This is a genomic window from bacterium (genome assembly GCA_020444065.1).
Taxonomy (GTDB): Bacteria; Sumerlaeota; Sumerlaeia; order SLMS01; family JAHLLQ01; genus JAHLLQ01.
In genome coordinates, this window is sequence record JAHLLQ010000004.1 from 222,173 (window position 1) to 238,476 (window position 16,304).

Below are 16,304 nucleotides of genomic sequence, written 5' to 3' on the forward strand. Positions count from 1 at the left end.
AGGGGGAGGTCAGTTCCCCTGCCCGCGCTGAATCTGCTTGGTCAGGTACCCCACGATGCTCGCCATGTTGGCGTCCGCATCCACGGCCTTCTTGATCTTGCGGAACGCATAGATCACTGACGTGTGGTCCTTGCCGCCGAATTTCGCCGCGATGTCGGGGAAGCTCAGGTCCGTCAACTCGCGGCACAAGTACAACGCCAAGTGACGTGGTTGACTGAATTTCTTGGACCTATTGCTGCCCAGCAGCTCTTGCGGCGTAATCTCGAAGTAATCGCACACGCAGCGCTGCACGTCCTCGATACTGACCCGGCTCTGGGGCTGGCCGACCATCAGGTGTCCCAACACCTCGCGGGCGGATTCCAGGTTGATCGGACAGTCGTGCAGTCCCGCGTAGACCTTGATGCGTTTCAGGGTACCCTCCAGCTCACGAATGTTCGACTTCACGCGCTCGGCGATGAACTGCAGCACGTCGCTCGGGATCCGCAGGCCTTCCTGGCGCGCTTTCTGCCGCAGAATTGCGATTCGGGTTTCGAGGTCCGGCGGCTGGATATCCGCAATCACGCCCCACTCGAAGCGCGACCGCAGCCGCTCCTCGAGCGTCGCCAGGTCACGCGGGGGGCGATCGCTGGAAAGCACGATCTTCTTCCCGTCGTCGAACAGCGTGTTGAACGTGTGGAACATCTCGTCCTGCGTGCGTTCCTTTCCCATCAGAAACTGCACGTCATCCAGCAGCAGAACGTCCACATTCCGGTATTGATTACGGAACTCCACCTTGCGGTTCATCTGGATGCTCTCGATGAAGCTATTGATGAACTGCTCGGAGCTCGCATACATCACGCGCACCGTGCGGTCGGCCTCGTACAACGCGTGACCGATGGCCTGCATCAGGTGCGTCTTGCCCAGACCCGACTGTCCGTAGATGAACAGAGGGTTGAAGGCCTGGGAGTTAGAGTCTGCCACGGATTGGGCCGCTGCGTGCGCGTAGCGATTGCTTTCGCCCACGACGAAATCTTCAAACCGATACCGGGGATTGATCCGTGGCGGATCCACGACCCGCGGGCTGGGTGCCGAATGCTGGAAGCCTCGGCGGCCGCCCATCTGGCGGAAATCCACAACGCTGCGGCGGTGAGACATCCCACCGTCGAATGGCGTCTGCTCTTCCGTGGAAGAGGACTCTTCAGTGCTATCTGTTTTCTCGCGGACGATCAGATCGACGTCCACATTGCGGCCTGCAGCCTCGCTCATGACCGAGCGCAACTGCCGGCCGTATTTTCGTTCAATCCAGTTCTGGTAAAACTCGCTTGTGACGGACAAGGTCACCCGCTGTGACTCTTCGCAAATTCCATCAAAAGTTATGGGCAATAACCACGCATTATACTCAGCTTCTCCCACATTTTCGCGCAAGATATCACGAACCCTGTCCCATACATCGGGCGTGATGCGGGTCATGAAAGAGTGTTCCATTTCGTGTCGAGATCGTCTTCGGGAGATGTCCCGGCTTCGTCGCCTAGGTCTTGAGAGGTATCAAAGAATCGGAGGGGCCATCAAGGCTTTTCTAGTGGCCTGGAATCTAAGTCTGAAATGAACTCAAGTCCAGTAGTACCAGTGATGTAGAGACTTTGTGGCGAGCAGCTTTCCGGCGTGTCCCGAGGGGTGTGCCAGGGAGCGAAGTCGAAGTCTATCAGGTTTATACACGGCCATCCATGGGCCAAATAGGGCAGATGATCGTCGATCACGGGACGGCCGATTTTTTTCGCAAAAACCTCCGGCCAGAGCCGCTCTCCGATCCCCCAGAACCGATCCACCGTTTCCGGGGCCTTTTGGGTGCTGTAACGTTCCTGGGGAAAATGCAAATCGGCATCTGCAACCATGTCAAAGTTGACTCCGGCCTCAAAACCGTCCGGACTTAACCAGTCGTTAGCCAAATACCTGGACCCGATGCAGTATTCATAATACGGGTCTCGCACTTTTTGGCCCTGTCGGGCACCCAAATCCTCGACATCGTGAAAGACCAGATAGACCCCCACGTTCTTCGGGGGGTGTTCAGCGATCGCCCGGGCCATTCCAAGGAGGACAGCCACCCCGCTGGCGCCGTCGTTGGCTCCCGGCACGGGCTGGATGATCTCGCGGGCGGTCTTGGCCTGGTCGCTGATCGGGCGGGTATCGTAGTGGGCCGAGAAAAACAGCCGCCGGGCCCGCCCGATTTCCCATGTGCCGATGATATTATAAATGTCGACTTCCTGGCCGGTCAGGGTCGGCTTTACGGGGCCGGCCTGGCGGATCTCCACGTCGAATCCGGCCTTCTCCAGCTCGGTGCGAATGTACTCGATCGTTTTCCCATGCCCGGTGCTTCCTGGGATGCGCGGTCCGAACTCCACCTGCGTCACCAGATCCTTCCACGCGCGATTCATATCGAAAGCCGCAGCCAGCGGAGACATCGGTGCCGCCGCCGTGGGGACGGAGGGGACGGAGTTCGTCATGCTCGTTGCCTCATCGCTGCTTTGCGTTTGAGCAGAGACCATTCCGCTCGCCGTCATTGCACCGGCTAGGAACAACCCGATTGCCCAATTCCACTTCGATCGATTCATGCCGTTGGCACCGTTCCCTTTTCGATCAGTTCCGCCGCACGATTAATGCGTGCGACACATTCGCTCTTTCCAAGATTCACAAGCACATCGAACAAGCCGGGACTCGCCATTCGCCCTGTCGTTGCAAGGCGAATCGGCTGCGCGATCTTGCCGAAGCCGATTCCGATTTCCTCCGCTAGAGCGCGCAAGGCTGCTTCGAGTCCATCATGCGAGAAATCATCGAGCGCCTCGATGGCCTTTGCTGCGGCGCGCAAGTTCAACTCCGTCCCTTCTTTTCCGAACGCCTTCTTCACGCCCTTCTCCTCGAAGGTTTCCGGCGCGCGGAAGAAAAAGTCCAGCGCTTCGGGAAATTCACTCAGCAATCGAACGCGCTCGATCGCCAGTCCGATGATCGTCGCCAGCCATTCCTCACCGCGCTCCGGCGCAGAGAGCCCGGCGCGCTCCAGGAAGGGCTTTGCACGTTCGACAATCTCCGCCGGCGGAAGGTTCCGCAGCCAGTACCCATTCATGTACAGGTACTTGTCCTCGTCGAAGTTCGCATTCGACTTTGAAAGGCCGTCCAGCGAGAACTTCTCGATCAGATCCTCGGCCGAGAAGATCTCCGCCTTGTCATCGAAACTCCAGCCTGCCAGCGCGATGAAGTTCATCGTGGCCTCGTGCAGGTAACCGAGATCGCGTCGCGCAGACACCGAAACGGGGAAGCGCGGATCCGCGTCCTCGTCGCGTTTGCTCATCTTCTTGTTCGCCTTCATGATCAGCGGCAGGTGCGTGTACGTCGGCACCGGATAGCCCAGGGCCTCCAGGACCATCATCTGGCGCGCCGTATTGGTCAGGTGATCCGAGCCGCGGATGACGTGCGTGATCTGCATGTCCGCGTCGTCGATCGCGCAGCAGAAATTGTAGAGTGGCTTGCCCCAGTTGCCTTCCGTTCCCGCACGCGTCAGATTGAAATCGCCGAGATCCTCGTTCACGAACCGGCAGTCGGCCGTTCCGCTTAGCAGTGTCTCCGGGACATTCGTCTCGCCCTCGGGAACGCGGAATCGCCACGTGAACGGCACGCCGTCGGCAAGGCGCTGCTCCACTTCCTCTTCGGACAGCTTCAAGCACGCCCGATCGTAGGTGAAGTTGCGCTTCTCGGCCATGGCCTGCTGGCGCAGCCCATCGATGCGCTCCGGCGTACAGAAGCAGCGGTACGCATGGCCGCTCTCGACCAGACGCCGCAGGTGCTCCTCGTACACGTCGCCGCGCTTGCTCTGATAAAAGGGGCCCTCATCCCACTTCATGCCGAGCCATTCGAGCGAATCGAGAATCTGCTGGGTCGACTCCTCGGTGCTGCGTTCCGCGTCGGTATCTTCGATACGCAGGATGAATGTGCCGTTGTTGTGGCGCGCCCACAGCCAGTTGTACAGCGCCGTGCGGGCGCCGCCCACGTGCAGGAACCCGGTGGGGGAGGGAGCGAATCGAACGCGGACAGTCATGAGGTCTCCTTCGGAGCGAATGATGTTGGGTGGGAGGTTTCCGCGCGGGGCGGCGGGTCGTCAAGCGGGCGGTCCTGATTGCCGGCTTTGGGGATAAAAACAAACCCTTCCGGGACGGTCGATCCGCCCCGGAAGGGTTTCAATTCTTCGAGCTGGAATCCGCGACCGGCGGGGTGGACAACCGGACCGTTCGCGCACCCGGAACGGTAAACTTATGGCTGCTTCCTTCCGGACCTGACCAGGTTCGTTCCCGTCCGTCGCACGGGGCCCGGCTGTCCACTCCGCCGGCCCGCGGGGGATCAGCCCTGCTGGCGCTTCAGTTCTTCGAGGATGACCTTGCGCGGGGCGGCCTTGGCCACGGCACCGCTCTTCAGGGCCTTCGTCGAGACGTAAGCGTGACGAGTCGTGCCGTTTTCGTCGACAATCTTGACCCGCTGGATGTTCGCACCAAAGGTGCGCTTCGTCTTGTTATTGGCGTGGCTGACGTTGTTGCCAACAGCCCGACGCTTGCCTGTCACTTCACACTTTGCCATGATTCTATTCCATACACCGAAATCGGATTATTTCCCGCAAGGGCGCAGCAAGCTAGGACCGGCCCCGGTCCCAGGTCAAACACAAAACGCGCCCGATCGCCCTTGCGAGGCCGGATTTACTGTCCGGCGTGGCTGATTTCGAGCCTTACAGCGCCTTCTTCAGCACCGAAACGACCTCTTCCAACTCCTCGTCTTTCATATAGGCGAACAAGGGCAGGTTGAGGACGCTCTTCGCCAGCCAGGCCGCCGTCTCGCCGCCCACCTGGCCGGCCATCCAGGCCGCCGCGCCGGGCTGGGTCGACATGGAACCGGGGTAAACATTGCCGAAGCCGATCCCATTCTCTTTCAGAACGGCTTCGATGGACGGGCGTTTTTCTGGATCCGGAAGTGTCACGTTCAGGTACCCATTCTCGACGTAACCCTCTGGCGGACCAACGGTTCGGACGCCGATCGCTTCCAGATTCTCGCGGTACCACTCGGCGCTCTTGCGCCGCGAGGCCAATCGCGGATCGGCAAACTCCAATGCCAGGTTGAGATAGGCCGCGTCGAAACCGCCCATGCGGCTGTTCCAGCCTACCAGCCCGTGGCCGTAGTGGCTCGTCCGACCGTGGTTGCCCAGGACGCGTACGCGCTCGGCCAGGTCCTTCGTCGAGCAGACGACCGCACCCGCGTCGCCGCAGGAACCCAGCACCTTGGCCGGATAGAAGGAGATCGTCGACAGGAACGCGTCCTTGTAGATGGACTCGCCCTTGTACTGAACGCCGAAAGCCTGGGCGCCGTCTTCGATCAGGGCGATGCGGCGCTCGGCGCAGAACTGCCGGTAGTCGTCCAGGCGGGCCGATCCCCATCCGTACAGGTGGACCAGAATCGCGGCCCGCGGCGAGAACTCGTCGACGGCCTGGCGGAACTGCTCGAAGTCCATCTGCAGGTCGTCTTCGCTGATGTCCACGGTCACCGGCTGCGCGCCGACGTTGACGACGGCCTCAAAGGTCGCCCAGAAGGTCGAATCGGGCACCAGCACCATGTCGCCCGGGCCGACGCCCGCGGCGCGCAAGGCCAGTTGCAGCGCGTCGGTCCCGTTGGCACAACCCACCACGGCTGGGGCGCCGCTCAGGCTCACCAGCTTCTCCTCGAGTGCGGCCGCTTCCGGCCCACCGACGAACTTCGTGTTCTCCGAGACGTCCCGGCACTTGTCCATCCAGCGGTCCATAAAGCCGGGCTCGAACCGCCGCAAGTCGATGAAAGGAACTGCCATAGTTGATCGCTTTCGAAATGAAGTTCCGGAGATTCTCCTCCACTCCGGCCGGCAAGAATGCGGAGCGGCGTGGCAGGGAGTCAATGGCAGGGCGATCAGATTCACCCAATCTCTTCGCCGGGCGGGATCGATCCCTGGCCAAGGCGGCTCCCGCGCTCAGTCAACCATCCCGTGAGCCGGATCTGGAATGTGGCATAAACCCGGTGATTCCAGGGCCATATAAAGGTGCTTTAGTGCCAAGTTCCTGCCCGAAGCGGGGAAAACCCTTGCGGCACAACGGCCGTGGCACGCAAATCGCCCGTGGCGGCCGTGTGAAAGGCGGGGGGAAGTGCGTCTGCTTGACGGCCTGTAACTGTACCTCCCCAGAACCAGACGGGACGACCAAGAGGAACCGAATGACGAATCCACTACATCAGCAAAATGCCGGCGCAGCGGCCTATCCCTTTAATGTCGTCGAAGTCTCCGGCGACGAAGCTGCGCCGACTCCCTGCGCCCCCATTTTTGATAAGGCGTCCCGATTCACCAAGGCCGACGAAATGGTCGACCTGGGGTTGTATCCTTATTTCCGCTGCATCGAGTCCGCCCAGGACACCGAGGTCTTCATCGACGGCAAGAAGATGCTGATGCTCGGGTCCAACTCGTACATGGGCCTGACCAACGATCCGCGGATCAAGGAAGCTGCCAAGAAGGCACTCGACACGTACGGCTCCGGGTGCGCCGGTTCGCGGTTCCTGAACGGCACCCTGGACATTCACGTGCAGCTCGAAGAGCAAATCGCCGACTACATGGATATGGAAGCGGCGCTGGCTTACACCACTGGATTCCAGGCCAACCTGGGCACGATTGCAGCCCTCGTCGGCAAAGACGATCACGTTTTTATCGACCGAAGCGATCACGCTTCCATCGTCGATGGCTGCCGCTTGGGCTTTGGCAAGATCCACAAGTTTCCCCACAACGACATGGAGCGGCTCGAGCGCGCCCTGAAGCAGCACGATGCGACCGGTAAAGTCATCGTGGTCGACGGCGTGTACTCGATGGAGGGCGACATCGCGAAGCTGCCCGAAATCGTGGCGCTGGCGCAGAGATACCACGCCGGCATCATCGTAGACGACGCACACGGCATCGGCGTCCTCGGCAAGAAGGGCAATGGCACGGCGGATCACTTCAACCTGACCGCCGAGACGGACCTGGTTGTCGGTACATTCTCGAAGTCGCTTGCCTCGGTCGGTGGATTCGTCGCCGGCAGCCGCAGTGTCATCAATTTCCTGAAGCATCACAGCCGCGCGCTGATCTTCTCGGCTTCGATCTCTCCGCCATGCGTGGCTGCAGCCCAGAAGGCCATGGAGATCATCGAGAACGAGCCCGAGCGCCGCGAAGCGCTTTGGCGGAACACGCACTTCATCGCCGAGGGCCTCAAGAGCCTTGGCTTCAACACTGGCCACTCGGAAACGCCGATCATTCCGATTCTGATCGGCGAGACGATCACCTGCTTCCAGTTCTGGCGGGCCTTGCACGACGCCGGGATCTTCGTGAATCCCGTCGTTGCGCCGGCTACTCCGCCGGACCAGGCCCTGATCCGCATCAGCGTCATGGCGACCCACACGATCGACCAGTTGACTTACGCGCTGGAGCAGATCGAGCGCATCGGAAAGCAGACAGGCGTCCTCCAGGCCCTGACCTGAGTCGGAAAACCCAACCAGAATGCAGTCGCCGGGGTCGATTGAACGGCCCCGGCTTTTTTTTGTCTGGCGGACCGCCGGGATTGCGTCCCGGAGCCCCGAGCCCTTAGGTCTGGGCGGTCCGGGCGGCGGCCGGGGCAAATCCAACACCGAGCAACTCATTCTCCATGGCAACCTTCGCGAATCACCGAAGTCTGGCGTTCAGTTCCCTCATCCTGCTGCTTACTCTCTGTGCCGGGACGGCTTTGGCCGCAAAGATCCCCGCCAAGGGCATCGAATCCCTGCCCCACGAATACCTGTTCGAGCAGGCCGATAGCCTTCGGTCATTTTCAGATCGGATTGAACTCCAGGGATCCATCAACTCTGACGAGTTGCACCTGCTGCGCCGTGCATGGGTGGTTGCCGCTCCTCCGGGAGAGATCGAATACGAGATTCGCAGCCTTACCATCAAAGATCACATCACGGGCGTTCCGGTGGAACTGACTTCCGCCGAGGGCATTGACGAGGTCCGGGAGAGCTACGGATTCAGAACTGGTTTCATCGTGGAAGAAATGGGCATCATGCGAAATGTCCGACTGCTCCGCGTGGTCGTGAACGGCGATGCCCAGATTCTCTACAACAAGCGCAGCTTCTCGCTTCGTCAGTTCGACATCGTCATCAAGTTCCCAGAATGGAGCCCAGAGGATGTCTCCAACGGCTCCTTCTCAAGTGAACAAAGCAGCTTGCGCCAGATGCTCGAACAATCGGTCGCGAACCCCGAGATGCTGGACCTCTACGCGCAGGCAGACCCGCCTGAGACCGAGACAAGCCTGCACGCAAAGTCCGCTTGGCAGCCGCGTCCCGAACTGACAGCGGAGGACTTCCCTTGGCTGAAGATTCCGATCACCGAGGACGGCTTGTACGCGATCGACGGGCGCTGGCTGTCGGGTCAGGGGCTGGATCCCTCGACGATTGATCCGGCATCGCTCTTCCTCGTGAACCGCGGCGAAGAAGTCGCCCTGGTGCAAGCCGGCCCTGAGGGGGCATCGTTCGCCACCGGCGCCCGTCTAATTTTCCTCGGGCTGAAGAATCACTCCAAAGAAACAAACGAGCGCATCTACTTTCTTGGTCGTCGAGAGACGCCCCAGGAACGTCCCGCTCTCGCCACTGCTGAAGATCTCGATGAAGATGCAGAAGTCGAACGCACCTACCGCCGGAAGACGCGCATCGAGGAGGACGTGAACCTCGAAACGCGCGTTGGCAGCTTCCTGAGTATTCGCGAGATGACATGGGTATGGGATGAATTGCCGCGCGACACGCCGGAGAGTTTCACCTTCGATCTGCAGACCCTTCCATCGTCGGCACCCGCAGCCAAGGGATCGATCAAGGTCTACTACGCGGGCGTTGGCCTGACCGGCGTTGTGACCCTCGCGGTGAAACTCAATGGCAAGGAACTGGTGCCCGGTGCGACCCTAACAAGTCGCCGCAACGTGGTGGATTTCGATATCCCCGAAGGCCTCCTGCAGGTGAACGACAACGTGTTCGAACTCACCATGAAGCAGCCTACGGGCTCGGGCAATCGCCAGATTCCGCCCATCTATCTCGATTACATCGAACTCGAGCATCAGAGTCTCTTCCGCGCGCACGATGGCCAGCACCTCGCGGACTTCGGCAGCGAGAAGAGTATCTCCGGCAACGTTCGGCTCGGCGCCGTTGGCTTCCGTCCCTATCGGATGCTGGCAGTGGACGTGACGAAGCCTGAGCAGCCGCTCCGACTTCCCGTCGTTGAAGGCGAAGGCATCATTTACGTCCTGGCCGATGTCACGCCCGAAACTCGGATTCTCATGATGGAAGACGACGTCGTTCCACGTGCCCCAGCCGGCGAGCCACTGCATTGGCAGGATTGGCGCGCGCAGGATTCAAGCGCTCAAGTCGTGGTCATCTATCATCCGGATTTCGAAGAGTCCGCACATCGGCTCGCCGCAGACATCGAGTCCTCCGGACGCGATGTCGTCCTCGCCGATGTAGAAAGCATCTATGAAGCCTACACGGACGGTGAACTGAGTGTCGATGCGATCCAGATGTTCCTGCGCGATGCTATCTATCGTTGGGATGGTGAGCGTCCGACTCACGCAATCCTCGTTGGCGATTGCACGAGCGATGGGCAACGCGTTTCGCGCAACGACGTGATCAACTACGTGCCGACGCATGTGATCGAGGAAGCAGAGACGCATGCGATCGATGAGTACGCGACCGACCAGTACTACGCTTGGCTGGCCGGCGACGATGAAGTCGCCGATATCATCGTTGGTCGTATCTCCGTGAACAACATCACCGACGCCGACACCGTGGTGGATAAGTCCATCGAGTATCGCCGGCAAGACCCGTCAATTTGGGCCAGCCGCTTTGTTACGGTCTCCGACCCGGCCGAGTTCGAAAGCGTCTCCTCGATGCTGGTTCACACGTCTGTCGACCCGTGGTTTGACTACACGGCAATCAATACAGCGGATTATCCCTGGGAGGATAACTTCTACCTGCCGCGGAACTACATCCAGGGCGACGAGATCAAAGTCGCTCCGGTTGTGACGACGAAGTTGCAGGAAGAAATCGACAGCGGACTCGGCGTCATTTCCTTCTTCGGTCACGGTTCGCCGAATATTTGGTCGAATCAGCGCATCTGGTTCGGCGGCGACAGCGAGAACAGCGATAACCTTCGCCTGCGCAACCGCGACCGGCTGGCGTTCATGACGTCGTTCACCTGCAATAATGGTGCGATCGACTATCCCGTACCGCGTTGGAATGTCTGCATCGCGGAAGACATGATGCGTGTTCCAAAGGGGGGAATGGTGGCGTGCTTCGTACCGTCCGGTCCTGGGTACTCCGAGCGCCACTTGCGTCTGGCTGAAGGCTTCTTCCGCACCCTGACGCATTTGAAGGTTCGTGAGTTTGGCCAGGTCGCCGAGATGTCGCGACTCACCTATCAGGCCATGCTTGGCTCCGATGATCACGCGCGCATGTTCATCTTCCTCGGCGATCCCACGCTGAAGTTCCCAGCGATCGAGCGCGATGCGGAACTTTCGATTCGCCCCGACGTCTTGTCGGCGGCCGTTGATCGTCAGCCTATTCGTGCGGCGATGACCACCGAGGAAGAAGAACTGACAACGGGGACGATGATCCTTCGCGGCCGCAATGGCCAGGTGATTGCCGAAGGCGAAATGACTCCGGATGGACGTGGCGGCGTTGTCGGTGCCGTGATGGCTGAATTGCCCCGCGACCAGATGGAGTATCGTCTGATCACGCGAGCGATGGGAAAGAGCGGCGAGCTGTATCGCGCGGGTATGCGAGTCCCTCGCGCGCCCTCGAAGGTCGTCATCGAACTGGTCGAAATCGGCGACGTTAGCTATGATCCGCCGTCGCGCGAGTTCACTTACGTTCTCTACAACCAGGGAAACTTCGCGCAGTGGGGTGAGTTGAATGTCACCCGCCTTCACGACGGAAAACGCATTCAGGCAGGCGTGATTCCATTCGAACTGAAGGCGAAGGAACGCCAGTCCTTCCCGATTAGGCTGGAAGCGCCCCCCGGAGCTTACGTGATTCAAGCCAATGTGCATCCCTCGCGTACGTACGACTTAAACGAGGAACTTCCCAGCGCGTTGTCGACCGATTGCCTCGTCATTCCGGACCAGGAGAATCCCGAGGCGGATCTTGTGATTCCGACCGATGCGTTCCGAATTCTTCCTGCGAAGAGCAAGTCCTCCTCGCCATTGGCAGAGACGTTTATCGCAAACACCGGTGGTAAGCGTCCACGCGCGCGGCTGATTTACCGTGCAGCCTATCCGAATGGCAAAGTCGTGGAAGGCAGCCGGGTGATCGGCTGGGTCGATCCGGGAAAGGCTGTCCGTTCCACGATCCCAATGCAGATCGAACTCGAAATGACTGCCGATTTGAAAGTTGAATTAATCAGTGAGTCGATGGATTTCGAGGATCCGAATCCAGACAATAACTCCCTGACGCGGACGGTTACGGCGGAGTCGATGCCGGACATTCAACTCATTCCCGGCAGCCTGAAGATCTCGCCCCCGCACCTGGCGGAAGGCGTGACGATCTTCGTTGAAGGTAAGGTCGTCAATCGCGGCCAGACACGTTCTGCAGGTTGCAAGGTTGCGCTCTTCCCGGCCGGAGACACGGGATTCAACGAGCCTCTGCGCAGCCTGGCCGGACAGAATGGTTCCGACATTCCGCCCCTGCAGCCAGGTTCATCGTGGCCGTTCAAGATTCGCTGGGATGCCCACGACAATTTGAACGTCGATTCCGTTCAATTACTCCTCGACTCGGATCAGATCCTCGTCGAATCGAACAAACGGAACAACCTCATCAGCGTGCCACTCGAAATTAAATCGAAGTGGAAACTGGCTCCGCGCGGAATTGCTTTCAAGCAGGATCGCCCGGGTTACTTGACTCTGATCGCGCGTGTCGCGAACGAAGGCCAAACCGACGCCCGACGCGTGAATGTGATGTTCTATCGAACCACTGACCAGAACGATGAGACCTTCCTCGGCGAAGTGCTCGTCGATCGCATCCCCGCCGGCAACATGGCTCTCATCCAGTTCCCATGGAACCTGGAAGGCGAGAACATGCGCCAGAAGGTCCAGCCCAGCTTCAACGTATCGCTGAAGGGCAGCCTGCAGCGAATCTCGTCGGTCACGGAAGAGTAAGCATGTCTCGTCGCTTCGCACACCTGCTTCTGATTTGCTTGATCGCAATCACCGCGATTGGATGTTCCCGCGCGAAGCGCGATGCGAACCTGAAAGCCAACGCACCGACAGGAACGGCGGAGTTCGGTCTTTGGGTTCAGCCGGAGACGGCAGCCGAGTCTTTCCAGACTGTGGCAGAGGCGACGGCCTTCTTCGATGACCTGAAAGAGCAAAAGGTTTCGACGGTCTTTCTTCAGGTCAAAGATCGCCAGGGCGATGTGATCTTCGCAACGAAGCACGCGGCCGCCATTCCTGGTGCAGAGCATCTGCTCGCAAACGCCGCGCGGGGGGCGAACGCGGCCGGTGTCCAATTGATCGCCGCCTATCCAGTCTTTGTGGGCAATCCTCGGCCCGGTGAGGAACTCATCGAATACACTTACGATGAGTCGGCTGGTCATGCACGCGTCCAACCACGCGAATCAGGTCCGCTACCGCGTCTGAATCCATCCATCCGCGCTGTCCGCGACCGAGAACTCGCCATCCTGCGAGAGCTGGCTGCTGTGCCTGTAGATGGATTCTGTCTGACGCATGCCGGCTATCCGGGAAGTCAGGCGGACTTCTCCGACGAGGCGCGCGCGGGTTTCGAAGCCGCCATGGCCCGTCCTGTCAAAGTCTGGCCGGATGATATCTTGGGCTTCCGCCCGGGCGAGCATCGCCCCGTCGCAGAGCCAGGGGATTTGTGGGAAGCGTGGGTTTCCTGGCGCGCGAGTCTGTTGCGCGACTTCCTCTTCCAGGCTCAGGGGGCGTTGACTGTCGGCACGGAAGTTCGTCGGCCAGTGCTCATCATGGCCGAGGGCTACTACCCCCTGCATTACCGCCAGGGTGTGAACTGGGCCAGCCCCGCCGCCTCCGTGCAGAAGGCCTTTCCATCGGCTCCGCCACGCTACGGCGGAACCGGTACCGGGGCGATCTTCGACGGCGTCGTGTTGGAGCTGCTGGCTCCGATCCCAACGATCGAGGAAGCGGTCGCCAACGAGATGGCCTGGTGGTCGAGCGCCGAGGGGGCCTCCCGACTGGCATCCGAGCTATTGCCGCCCGACGCCACGCGATGGGCGGCGGTCACGCCGATGCCCTTCGCGGATTCAGAGGGTAACCTGAGCAGTGGCGCGCGCGAGGCCTTCCTGCGCTCCACACACGAATGCGCCCGGGCGAACCCGGGCGTACTGGTACTTGACCTGGACTACATGAATGGCTGGGGCCTGTGGGCGGATGTTCAGGGCGCGCTGGCGCGCTAACCATCATTCCACGTCGTCATCGCTCTGGTCGCTCGAGGCGACATCGATGCTCTTGATTTCCTTGCCCGGTTTGAAAGTCACCACGCGGTGCGAGGGAATCGGGTAGGATTTCTTATTCTTTGGATTCCGGCCCATCCGCGCCTTGCGCTGCTTGACCTGGAAGACTCCGAAGTCTCGGATTTCCAGTCGCTCATCGCGGATAATCACTTCTTTCACCGACTCGATGATCTGGTCGACGATAATGAGGGCCTCCTTGTCCTTGATCTGTTGTTGATCGTTGGACAGGCCGTCCGAGATTCGTTTGACGATATCGGCTTTGATCATTTCGGAACCATCGCTCGCATTTCAGGTGTTCTCGACCAAGAAAGAGAAGAGGCACCGCCGTCGCAAGTCAAATTACTTCAAGCGTTCAAAATTCCTGTGAGGGCAGCGGAGAGACTCGGTCGGAGAGCCCCGGCCTGCTGCATTCTCCTCATCTCTTCTTCCGCCGCACCTTCTCGGGGGGCGGGTTCTTGAGCAAATCCATGTACTTGGCGAATGCGCTGGGCATTTCGCTTGTTTTCGTGATCCAGCGGCTCGTCTTGATAGGATGCTGGAATTTCAGCCGGATCGCGTGCAGCATCATGCGCTTCGACGGGGGGACCTGGCGCCCGAAACGCTGGCTGTCGTGGCGCATCCGGGCCAGCTTCACGTAGACCGGATCGCCGATTACCGGGTGTCCAGCTTCTGCGCAATGGATGCGAATCTGGTGAGTTCTCCCCGTTTCCAGTCGCAACTCAAGAAGGGTGGCCCCCGGGAGGCGCTCCAGGACTTTGTAGTGCGTGATGGCTTCCTGGCCGCCGGGGCCCTGCTTGGCAGGCTTGGGCTTCGGCTTGGCGCCGGTCTCCTCCGGCTCGGGAACTGGACCAACCACTTGGCGCAATTTGCCTTCGCCGACGCCGATCAGGTTGTGCCATGTCCCCCGATCCTCGCGAATCCGGCCTTCGACGAGGGCAACGTAACGTCGCTCCATGAAGCGCCCGGCCGCCTGGCGCTGCAGGTTTCGCCCGGCGTCCGCCGTCTTGCCCATGACCATCAGCCCGCTGGTTTCCTTGTCCAGGCGCTGCACGACGATCGGGTTGACGGGACGTTCGCCCTTGGATTGCCAGTAGTGCTTCAGCAGCTCAACCAACGGCGTCCCACGCGTGCCTTCGACGGGTTGGACCAGGATGCCTTCGGCCTTGTCCACGACGACAACGTGCTCGTCATCATGGACGACCTTCATCTGATCCAGCAGGGGGCGGTTCTTCGAGCGCCCCTGCCCGCGGGCACCGTGAGTCAGGTCGACCGTGAGGTCCGCGCCGCTGGGGATTGGAGCATCCAGATCGTCCAGCTTCTTGCGGTCGGCTTTGACCAGGCCATTGGCGACGATCAGGACAAGGGCGCGCGAGGACACCTTCGGCAGAACCTCGGCCAGGATTTCCTTCAGCCGGCGGTCTTGCCAGTCGGCACGCCAACGGAACTCGTATTTCTTCTGTGGAACGGGCAGTTTCATGGTCGCGAATGGTGGTCAGGTGGCTCGTCCGTGGCAAGGCAATAGCAGTCGTGCAGGAATCTTCGATTACTCCATCAGGCGGCGTTCTGCAACGCGACGCGTCAGGAATTGGAGGAAGGAGCATCCAATCGCGAACTTGATCAGGATCAGCGGCGGGAAGATCAGCAGGAACGTCCACGGGAGCAGTGCCGATCCGAGGAAGGCACCGGAGATTCCGATCAGGAAACCGAGTACCAGGCAAACGCCAAGGCCGTGCGTGGCGGCCTCGGCAAAGCTGTCCGATGTGAACGCGAACGATATGGCGATCGATCCCGTCGCGAAGATCGTCGCCGCCATGTGGACGGGAAAGAGGAAGCACAATGGGAGAATCAAATAGGGACTGAGTACCTCGCTGGATCCCAGGATGGAAGCTCCGATACCGATTGCCAGCAGCGCCGGGCAAAGGGCCGCCGCGATGTATGCAATCGGCAATGTGGCACCGACCAGCATCCCCCATGCAATCTCCTCGGGGCGCAGCGGAGTGACGGCCAACTCATCGAGCATCGATCGGCTTTCCGAATAACGGATCGTCCCGGCAGCAGTGAAGAACCCCAGCAGATTGCAGCCGAGATGAATCAGCGCGAAGAGGGCGTAGTAGATGCCCGCGAACAGGGGTTCCTGACCGGACTCGGCCAACATCGACTGGATCTGGAGAAAGATCGGTGTCGCAATCGTGGCGAGCAGAATCGGAATCAACAGCAAGAGGTACCAGGGTAACAGAGAGAAGAGGAAAAGCTTCCGGCGCGTTCGCAACCACTCGCGGCGGAACATCGCATTGCTGCTCGGCGATGCCAGGAAGCCAAAGAAGAACGTGAAGAATGCAGCCGAGAAGAATCGAGGGACTCCCAATTGCGAGTCATCCAACACGACCACCGGACGTGATTGTTGATAGACTCCCTGGCGAGGCTGCTCCACGCGGGGACGGACGTAGTCCTCCTCGTCGCCGGGCATTGGAATGCGCGGATCGTTGCGCCAGGGAGGGATATCGCCTTGCTTCTGGCCAGTCATGGCTCACTTCCGCTGGATTCGTTGCACCGGTGCAATGATGTGGAGCGATCTGAGCCCGGTCTAGCGAAACAATCGTGGAATCAGTGGTTCACTTTGTCCATTCAGGCTATTTTTGACGCTCCAATTTGGTCCGATTCTCACATGGGTCTCTGCGCAGTGTCAGACCGCGGTGTGCATAAACAGCTTTATTGTTAGGATACGGTTCAAGATAGTGGCAAAGCC

Annotated in this window: 11 protein-coding genes and 1 other RNA gene; 3 read left to right on the top strand and 9 right to left on the bottom strand. The window is 60.1% G+C overall.

The genetic code is table 11. The annotated features are described in order from the left end of the window. Nucleotides 1-9 precede the first annotated feature (9 nt). The 6 genes from dnaA to KQI84_12155 form a co-directional block, all read right to left on the bottom strand. Entirely contained in the window at nt 10-1,449 is a 1,440-nt protein-coding gene (dnaA, locus tag KQI84_12130) for a chromosomal replication initiator protein DnaA (GenBank protein ID MCB2155626.1), read from the bottom strand. Between the two features lie 95 nt (nt 1,450-1,544). Then, nucleotides 1,545-2,588, bottom strand: coding sequence for a M28 family peptidase (locus KQI84_12135; protein ID MCB2155627.1), 1,044 nt, complete (start codon nt 2,586-2,588; stop codon nt 1,545-1,547). Continuing rightward, on the bottom strand, nt 2,585-4,066 hold the full coding sequence (gene gltX / locus KQI84_12140; protein ID MCB2155628.1) for a glutamate--tRNA ligase: 1,482 nt from the start codon (nt 4,064-4,066) through the stop codon (nt 2,585-2,587). The genes KQI84_12135 and gltX overlap by 4 nt, the downstream gene beginning before the upstream one ends. 176 nt (nt 4,067-4,242) lie before the next feature. Next, nucleotides 4,243-4,340, bottom strand: an RNA gene (ffs, locus tag KQI84_12145) — signal recognition particle sRNA small type. Between the two features lie 25 nt (nt 4,341-4,365). Continuing rightward, nucleotides 4,366-4,602 (bottom strand): 50S ribosomal protein L28, encoded by a 237-nt coding sequence (gene rpmB, locus KQI84_12150; GenBank protein ID MCB2155629.1) that lies wholly within the window; start codon nt 4,600-4,602, stop codon nt 4,366-4,368. Nucleotides 4,603-4,744: 142 nt separating this feature from the next. Then, nucleotides 4,745-5,854 carry a DegT/DnrJ/EryC1/StrS family aminotransferase gene (locus KQI84_12155; protein MCB2155630.1) on the bottom strand — a complete coding sequence of 370 codons (1,110 nt, stop codon included), beginning with the start codon at nt 5,852-5,854 and terminating at the stop codon, nt 4,745-4,747. A 536-nt stretch (nt 5,855-6,390) separates the two neighbouring features. Here KQI84_12155 and KQI84_12160 point away from each other — a divergent pair. The 3 genes from KQI84_12160 (at nt 6,391) to KQI84_12170 (ending at nt 13,501) form a co-directional block, all read left to right on the top strand. Then, nucleotides 6,391-7,536, top strand: coding sequence for an aminotransferase class I/II-fold pyridoxal phosphate-dependent enzyme (locus tag KQI84_12160; protein ID MCB2155631.1), 1,146 nt, complete (start codon nt 6,391-6,393; stop codon nt 7,534-7,536). A gap of 164 nt (nt 7,537-7,700) precedes the next feature. Continuing rightward, nucleotides 7,701-12,227 carry a hypothetical protein gene (locus tag KQI84_12165; protein MCB2155632.1) on the top strand — a complete coding sequence of 1,509 codons (4,527 nt, stop codon included), beginning with the start codon at nt 7,701-7,703 and terminating at the stop codon, nt 12,225-12,227. Nucleotides 12,228-12,229: 2 nt separating this feature from the next. Then, entirely contained in the window at nt 12,230-13,501 is a 1,272-nt protein-coding gene (locus KQI84_12170) for a hypothetical protein (protein ID MCB2155633.1), read from the top strand. 3 nt (nt 13,502-13,504) lie between these two features. Here KQI84_12170 and KQI84_12175 read toward each other — a convergent pair whose 3' ends face one another. The 3 genes from KQI84_12175 to KQI84_12185 all read right to left on the bottom strand — a co-directional run bounded on the left by KQI84_12175 (nt 13,505) and on the right by KQI84_12185 (nt 16,082). Beyond that, the gene (locus tag KQI84_12175; protein MCB2155634.1) at nt 13,505-13,825 is read right to left on the bottom strand and encodes an integration host factor subunit beta; all 321 of its coding nucleotides are present in this window, start codon (nt 13,823-13,825) and stop codon (nt 13,505-13,507) included. A gap of 148 nt (nt 13,826-13,973) precedes the next feature. Continuing rightward, nucleotides 13,974-15,035 carry an RNA pseudouridine synthase gene (locus tag KQI84_12180; GenBank protein MCB2155635.1) on the bottom strand — a complete coding sequence of 354 codons (1,062 nt, stop codon included), beginning with the start codon at nt 15,033-15,035 and terminating at the stop codon, nt 13,974-13,976. Between the two features lie 66 nt (nt 15,036-15,101). Continuing rightward, the gene (locus KQI84_12185; protein MCB2155636.1) at nt 15,102-16,082 is read right to left on the bottom strand and encodes a hypothetical protein; all 981 of its coding nucleotides are present in this window, start codon (nt 16,080-16,082) and stop codon (nt 15,102-15,104) included. Nucleotides 16,083-16,304 lie beyond the last annotated feature (222 nt).